We start from the raw sequence: 7195 nt of genomic DNA, 5'->3' as shown, positions 1-7195 counted from the left end.
CGATCTCCGCCGACGAGGCGCCGAGCTTGGCGACCGTCTCGTTGGTGGAGGCGGCGACCGTCACCGCCTGCGAGGCCACCTTGGCGCCCTCGCCGGCGTTGTGCGCGATCTCCCGGATCGAGGCGCCCATCTGCTCCGAGCCCGCAGAGACCGTCTGCACGTTCTGCGAGACCTGTCCCGCGGCCGCGGCGACGTTGCCCGCCTGCGCCGACGCCTCGTCGGCGGAGGAGGCGATCCGGTCGCTGACCGCCGACAGCTCTCCGGAACTGGTGGCCAGCGCGTCGGCGTTGTCCGCCAGCGTCTCGATGGCCCGCCGGACGGCGTCGTTGGCCTGGTTGACCGCCACCGCCATCGCACCGGCCTCGTCACGCGAGGTGACCTCCGCCTTCTGGGTGAGGTCGCCCCGGGCCGTGGCGCCCAGCACCAGGGAGACGGCGTTCAGCGCGCGGACGATCTGGCGGGCCGTCACCTGGGACAGGGCCAGCGCGAGCAGCAGGCCCATCGCCACCAGCGTCAGGATGAGGACCCGGGCGCTCTCGTACTCGTCGATCGCCGCGGCGGCGACCTCCTCGGCGTTGCTCGTCTCGAACGTCGTCAGGTTGTCCATCGCGGCGGTGAAGGCCTTCATGACCTTGTCGAACTGGGCGATCGCCTCCGGGGTGAGGTCCTGGGGGTCGCCCGTGGACTGCGCGCCGGAGACGTACGACAGGTAGGCCTGCCACGCCTCGTCGAAGGCGGCGACGTGCCCGCGCGCCTCGGCATCGTCGGAGGCGACGGCCTTGTACGCCTCGAACGCCCGGCCGATCCCTTCGAACTCCTCGTTCAGCCGCTGCGTGAGCTGCGCCTTGGCCGCCGGGTCCGTGAGGGTGTACATGGCGCTGGCGTTCAGCAGCAGGGCGGTCATGTGGCCGCGGGCATCGCTCAGGTGGGACAGGCGCTGGACGTTGCCCTGCCGGATCGTCTGCAGGTCGTCGCTCAGCGCACTCATGCGGTTCAGCGCCACGGAGCTGACGCCGGCGCCCATCAGCGCCACGACGAACACCGTGATCATGATTTTGGCGCTGATGCGGCGGTCGGCGAACCAGCCCAGCACCGGGTTGCGGCGCACGGTCACCAGGGGCCGCGCGGTGTCGGCGGGGGAGTCGGTCACGGTGAGATCCTTCCGGCATGGGCCGAGGCTGCGGGAGCAGCGGAGGAGGGGATTCGTACTCCCCTTCATCGGCCGCCGCGACCGCCACCTGAGGCCCGCCCCGCGATCCGTGCTCCGATCCGTGCTCCGATCCGCCCGCCGGACGCCGCGCTCCCGGAGCGTCAGCCCATACGCCTCAGCACCCGGGCGGCCGTGCGGGTGAGCACCTCCACCTGGCTCTCGTCGAGTTCCTGGCGGGGGGCGCCGAGGATCCAGGAGGCCGCGTGCCGGGGCTTGAGCAGGGTGACGCCCTCCGCGGTGACCGTGCGCCGGCGCTCGGTGCCGTGCACGAGCTGCCCGCCGTGCACGGCCAGCAGCGGCTCGATCGTGACGGGGACGCCCGACTCCCGGCTGAGCACCCCGGCCAGCGCCTCCGAAGCCTCGACGAGCGCCCTGGCCTCCTTCGACCCGTACTTCTCACCGAAGAACAGCCGCCCGCCGTACGTGGCGATCTCGGTGTCGGGGTCCCACGCCTCGTTGTCCACGACCCAGACGCCGCCGGGGCCGATGACCAGGTGGTCGATCGAGGCCTGCCCGGGCACGGCCCGGCCGTCGAGCACCTGGTAACCGCGTCCGCGGAGCCGCCGGCGGAGCAGCCTCGCGGTGACGGCCTCGCCGCGCCGCCTGCCCCGCCAGACCGCGGTCGACCTGAAGGACCACCAGTCCCAGGCCAGGTCGGCGACGCCGACCAGCACGCCGAGCGAGAGTCCGAGCACCACCGGCGGCAAACCGAACCGGTAGGCCAGCGCGACGCCCGCGATCAGTCCCCCGGCCGCCTTGAGGCCGCGCGCCTTCCAGCGCTCCTTGGCCTCCTCGCGCCAGTTCTTCTCGTACATCACCTGCGGTGACAACCCGTGAACCTGGTCATCGGGCGGCACGTAGATAGATCCGCCAGGCACAACGAACCCCCACAGTTCGAGTGAATGGGAAGGACATGGACCTGCCACGCTGAAGATCCTTGGATAATGAAATACCCAAGCGGGAGCTCCAGGCATGCGAAGGTGACGCAAGTAACACGGCTTCGCCATCCGGTGGGCGTTCTGACCGACCAGTCGGTATGCTTTCTTCACCAGATGTAAGGGGAGCACATGGCCCAGGACCAGGAGCCGGTACGGCAGCGGCTGCTCAGCGAGGCCACCCGCCTCTTCGCCGAGCAGGGTTTCGAGAGCACCTCGGTGCAGGAGATCGTCTCCGCCGCGGGCGTCACCAAAGGCGCCATGTACCACTATTTCGACTCGAAGGACGATCTACTCCGCGAGATCTACGGCCGGGTCCTCCGCATGCAGATGGAGCGGCTCGTCCAGTTCGCCGACGGCCCCGGGACCGTGACCGAGCGCCTCTACGGCGCCGCCGCCGACGTCGTGCAGACCTCCGTCGAGAACCTCGACGACTCCAAGATCTTCTTCCGCTCGATGCATCTGCTGGCCCCCGACACCCGCAAGGGCGTGCGGGCCGAGCGCCGCGTCTACCACGAGCGCTTCCGGGACCTGATCCTGGAGGGCCAGCGCGAGGGCGTCTTCCGCACCGACACCCCCGCCGACATCGTCGTCGACTTCTTCTTCGGCTCGGTCCACCACCTCAACACCTGGTACAGCCCGGAGGGACCGATCTCCGGAGCCGCCCTGGGCGCCTACTACGCCGACCTCCTGCTCACCTCGCTGCACCCCCGGGGCTGATGGCCGGCCCCGCGGTCGGGCGGGGCCGGCGGGACCGTCAGAGGGGACCGGGCAGGTCCGCCAGCTCGGCCACGGCGTCGCGGTGGGCGCCGGGCGAACCCAGCGCGATCTGCCCCGCCTTGGCCCGCTTGAGATACAGGTGCACCGGGTGCTCCCAGGTCATGCCGATGCCCCCGTGCAACTGCACGCTCTCCTCGGCGACGTGCAGCGCCACCTCCGAGCACCACGCCTTGGCCACCGCCGCGGCCAGCTCCGGCGAGTCCCCGCCGGACTCGGCCAGCAGGTCGGCGGCGTTGCGGGCGGCCGCGCGGGCGCGCACCACGTCCAGCCAGAGGTCGGCCATCCGGTGCTTGATCGCCTGGAACGACCCGATCGGCCGGGCGAACTGGTGGCGCTCCCTGATGTAGGCCAGCGTCGTGTCCAGGCACCACTGCGCCACACCCAGCTGCTCGGAGGCGAGCAGCCCGGCGCCGAACGACAGCACCTTCCCCCGCTCGAAGTGCCCGAGCACCTCACCGGGGGCGCCGTCGAAGACGACCGTCGCGACCGGCCGGGTCAGGTCCAGCGAGGGCGTCACCTCGATGCGGGCGTGCTCCGCCTCCACCCGGTAGAGCGCGCCCGGACCGACCGGGACGAGCAGCACGTCGGCGACCTCCGCCCCCGCGACCGCGCGCACCCGCCCGCTCAGCGTGCCGTCCGCGCCGACGGTGACGGCCTCCGGCAGCGACCGGTACGGCGAGGCGGCCAGCGGGACCACCAGAGCCGCCGTGACGTCGCCGGAGGCGAGCTCCTGGATCAGGTCCTCCTCGCCGATCTCCAGCAGCGCCTTCGTCGCCAGCACGGCGCTGGTCAGGAACGGCACCGGCGCGACCGCCCGGCCCAGCTCCTCCAGCACCACCGCGACCTCGCGCGCCGTCGCCCCCGCCCCGCCGAGCGCCTCCGGCACCAGCAGGCCCGCCACCCCGATGTCCCGGGAGAGCGTCTTCCACAGCTCCATGTCGTACGGCGCGGCCGACTCGATCCGCCCCAGCACGGCGTCCGGCCCGCAGCGGTCGGTGAGCAGGTCCCGCACGGAGGCTCGGAGCTCCTCCTCGACCTCGGTGTACAGCAGTGTCATCGGTCGCTCACCGCTCCTCATTCGCTACGCGGGCCACTCGTACCTCGCGGACCACTCCGCTCACGCCGTCGGGTTCACTCCGTGTCATCGGGGGAGGTCCTTCCAGGGCACGTCCTTGTCGACGCGGGGCTCCGACGGCAGGCCCAGCACGCGCTCGGCGACGATGTTGCGCAGGATCTCCGAGGTGCCGCCCTCGATCGAGTTCCCCTTCGCGCGCAGGTAGCGGTATCCGGCGCCGCGGCCGAAGAAGTCCACGCTGTCGGAGCGGCGGAACGACCAGTCGTCGTACTCCAGCCCCTCCTCCCCGCGCAGCTCGACGTCCAGGCCGGACAGCGCCTGGTTGAGCGAGGCGAAGGAGAGCTTCATGCCCGACCCCTCGGGACCGGGCTGGCCCGCCGCGAGCTGCTCGCGCAGCCGGGCCCCGGCCAGCCGGGTCACCTCCGCCTCCACCCAGAGCTTCAGCAGCCGCTGGTGCAGATCGTGGGTGCGCAGCTCGGGCCGGGCCCGCCAGGTCTCGGTCACCACGCCGACCATGCCGCCGCCGCGCCGTACCGGGGCCCGCCGATGGCGACCCGCTCGTTCATCAGGGTCATCTGCGCGACCCGCCAGCCGTCGCCGACCTCGCCGAGGCGCAGATCGTCACCGAGCCGCACGCCCGTCAGGAAGACCTCGTTGAACTCGGCCTCGCCGGTGATCTGCCGCAGCGGCCGGACGTCGACGCCGGGCGCGTGCATGTCGCAGACGAAGTACGTCAGCCCCCGGTGCTTGGGCACCTCCGCGTCGGTCCGGGCCACCAGGATCGCCCACCGGGAGTGGTGCGCCCCGGAGGTCCACACCTTCTGCCCGTCCACGACCCACTCGTCGCCGTCGCGGACCGCCCGCGTCGCGAGGGTCGCCAGGTCCGAACCCGCGCCGGGCTCGCTGAAGAGCTGGCACCAGATCTCCTCGCCCGTCCAGAGCGGCCGCAGGAAGCGCTTCTTCTGCTCCTCTGTGCCGAACGCCAGGATCGTCGGCGCGGCCATGCCGAGCCCGATCCCCTGGACGCCGGTGTCGAGCTGCGGCGTCCCGGCGAGCACGCGCTCCACCACCTGCTGCAGCTCCCGGTGGACGCCCAGGCCGCCCAGTCCTACTGGGAAGTGCACCCAGGCGAGCCCCGCGTCGAACCGGGCCCGCAGGAACTCCAGGCGGTCGCCGCCCGGATCGTGCGCGGCCAGGAACTCCCTGGCCAGTGACTCGACCTCTTCAGCCGTCATCAGCGGTCTCCCATGTGCTTCTTCAGTTCGCGGTAGGCGAGCGAACGCTTGTGCACCTCGTCGGGGCCGTCGGCCAGGCGCAGCGACCTGGCCGCGGCCCAGAGGCCGGCCAGCGGGAAGTCCTGGCTGACGCCGCCGGCTCCGTGGACCTGGATGGCCTTGTCCACGATCCACTCCACCTCGCGCGGAGTGGCGATCTTGATGGCCTGGATCTCGGTGTGGGCGCCCCGGTTCCCCACCGTGTCCATCAGCCAGGCGGTCTTCAGCACCAGCAGCCGGAGCTGCTCGATCTTCACGCGCGACTCGGCGATCCAGTCCTGCACGACGCCCTGCTGGGCGATCGGCTTGCCGAACGCGGTCCGGGCCAGCGCGCGGGCGCACATCAGCTCGACGGCCCGCTCGGCCATCCCGATCAGCCGCATGCAGTGGTGGATCCGGCCCGGCCCGAGGCGGGCCTGGGCGATGGCGAAGCCGCCGCCCTCCTCGCCGATGAGGTTGGCCGCCGGCACCCGCACGTCGGTGAAGTCGATCTCGCCGTGCCCGCCGTGGTCGGCGTCGGTGTAGCCGAACACGTGCATGCCGCGCCGGACGTGCACGCCCGGGGTGTCCGTGGGGACCAGGACCATCGACTGCTGCCGGTGCGACGACGCCTCGGGGTCGGTCTTGCCCATCACGATGAGGATCCGGCAGTCGGGGTTCATCGCGCCGGAGGCGAACCACTTGCGGCCGTTGATCACGTACTCGCCACCATCGCGCGTGATCGACAGCGAGATGTTCGAGGCGTCGGAGGAGGCCACGGCCGGCTCGGTCATCGCGAACGCCGAGCGGATCTCCCCGCGCAGCAGCGGCTCCAGCCACTCCTTGCGCTGCCGCTCGTCGCCGAACTGGGCCAGGACCTCCATGTTGCCGGTGTCCGGGGCGGCGCAGTTGGTGGCGGCGGGCGCGATCCTCGGCGACCGGCCCATGATCTCGGCCAGCGGCGCGTACTGCAGGTTCGTCAGCCCGGCGCCGTGCTCGCCGGGGAGGAAGAGGTTCCACAGGCCGCGTTCGCGCGCCTCCGCCTTGAGCTCCTCCAGCAGCGGCGGGACGGTCCAGCCGCTCTCGGCGGCCTGGGCCTCGAAGGCCTCCTCCGCCGGATAAACGCACTCGTCCATGAACGCGAGCAGCCGTTGCCTCAGCTCCTCGGTCCTCGCGTCGAACCCGAAGTCCATCGGTACTCCTCACCTCGTCCTCCCGGAGCGTACCGACCGGACGGTATGAGTGTCGACCGTCCCTCCCGAATCCGGGTGGTCTTCCGGGAAAATCCACCAAGTGGACCTTAGGACCGGCCGCTTCCCCCTTCTAGGGTCGTCCGCATGACCGCGACCATGCCCTCTCCCGTCACCCTCGAAGGCGCCGCCGTACGGCTGGAACCGCTGACCCCCGCCCACCTCCCCGACCTCTTCGCCGCGGGGGGCGGCGACCCGGAGGTCTGGCGCTGGCTCGGAGTCCCCGTGCCGGAGACCGAGGCGGAGCTGGCGGCCATCGCGCGTCACCTCATCGGGGACGACCGGCACGTGCCGTTCGCGGTGGTCCTCCGGGAGACCGGCCGGGCGACCGGCTGGACCTCCTACATCGACGTGCCGGGGTTCGACCACAGCGTCGAGATCGGCTGGACCTGGTACGGCAGGGCGGTCTGGCGCACCGCCGTGAACACCGAATGCAAGGTCCTCCTGATCGACCACGCCCTCGGCACGCTCGGGTTCAACCGGGTCCAGCTGAAGACCGACCACCTCAACACCCGCTCCCAGGCCGCCATCCGGCGCCTCGGCTGCGCCTACGAGGGCACTCTGCGCCGCCACCGCCGCCGCCCCGACGGCACTTGGCGCGACACGGTCTACTTCAGCGTGCTCGACCACGAGTGGCCCGCCCACCGCGCCCCGGCTGACCGCCCGTCCGGCCACCGGCCCCGAGACCGCCC

At 71.9% G+C, this 7195-nt stretch carries 6 protein-coding genes and 1 pseudogene; 2 read left to right on the top strand and 5 right to left on the bottom strand.

From position 1 onward, the window contains the following. Together ACWJ6R_RS26585 and ACWJ6R_RS26580 are read right to left on the bottom strand one after the other, a co-directional pair. The coding region (locus ACWJ6R_RS26585) for an MCP four helix bundle domain-containing protein (protein WP_449064852.1) at positions 1-1150 on the bottom strand (1150 nt) is incomplete at its 3' end. Between the two features lie 161 nt (positions 1151-1311). Further along, positions 1312-2040 carry an NERD domain-containing protein gene (locus ACWJ6R_RS26580; protein WP_449064851.1) on the bottom strand — a complete coding sequence of 243 codons (729 nt, stop codon included), beginning with the start codon at positions 2038-2040 and terminating at the stop codon, positions 1312-1314. A gap of 237 nt (positions 2041-2277) precedes the next feature. Here ACWJ6R_RS26580 and ACWJ6R_RS26575 point away from each other — a divergent pair, with 237 nt between their 5' ends. Next, on the top strand, positions 2278-2865 hold the full coding sequence (locus ACWJ6R_RS26575) for a TetR/AcrR family transcriptional regulator (protein ID WP_449064850.1): 588 nt from the start codon (positions 2278-2280) through the stop codon (positions 2863-2865). Between the two features lie 37 nt (positions 2866-2902). Here ACWJ6R_RS26575 and ACWJ6R_RS26570 read toward each other — a convergent pair whose 3' ends face one another. From ACWJ6R_RS26570 to ACWJ6R_RS26560, 3 genes and pseudogenes are all read right to left on the bottom strand, one after another. Beyond that, positions 2903-3982: an acyl-CoA dehydrogenase family protein gene (locus ACWJ6R_RS26570; protein WP_449064849.1), complete on the bottom strand. Its 1080-nt coding sequence runs from the start codon at positions 3980-3982 to the stop codon at positions 2903-2905. A gap of 84 nt (positions 3983-4066) precedes the next feature. Further along, positions 4067-5235 (bottom strand): annotated as a pseudogene (locus ACWJ6R_RS26565) (acyl-CoA dehydrogenase family protein). Beyond that, positions 5235-6446 carry an acyl-CoA dehydrogenase family protein gene (locus ACWJ6R_RS26560; RefSeq protein ID WP_449064848.1) on the bottom strand — a complete coding sequence of 404 codons (1212 nt, stop codon included), beginning with the start codon at positions 6444-6446 and terminating at the stop codon, positions 5235-5237. Before ACWJ6R_RS26560 ends, ACWJ6R_RS26565 begins: the two are co-directional and overlap by 1 nt. A 144-nt stretch (positions 6447-6590) precedes the next feature. Here ACWJ6R_RS26560 and ACWJ6R_RS26555 point away from each other — a divergent pair. Next, positions 6591-7195 (top strand): GNAT family N-acetyltransferase (locus ACWJ6R_RS26555; RefSeq protein WP_449064847.1); only part of this gene is annotated, 605 nt, incomplete at its 3' end.

The sequence above is a fragment of the Planomonospora algeriensis genome, assembly GCF_977012225.1.
Note: the sequence above shows the minus strand (reverse complement) of the source record. Positions and strands in the feature narration are given on the sequence as shown.

Coding starts and splice junctions, on each gene's coding strand:
- ACWJ6R_RS26575 (WP_449064850.1), top strand. CDS start 2,278: ATGGCCCAGGACCAGGAGCCGGTACGGCAGCGGCTGCTCAGCGAGGCC.
- ACWJ6R_RS26570 (WP_449064849.1), bottom strand. CDS start 3,982: ATGACACTGCTGTACACCGAGGTCGAGGAGGAGCTCCGAGCCTCCGTG.
- ACWJ6R_RS26560 (WP_449064848.1), bottom strand. CDS start 6,446: ATGGACTTCGGGTTCGACGCGAGGACCGAGGAGCTGAGGCAACGGCTG.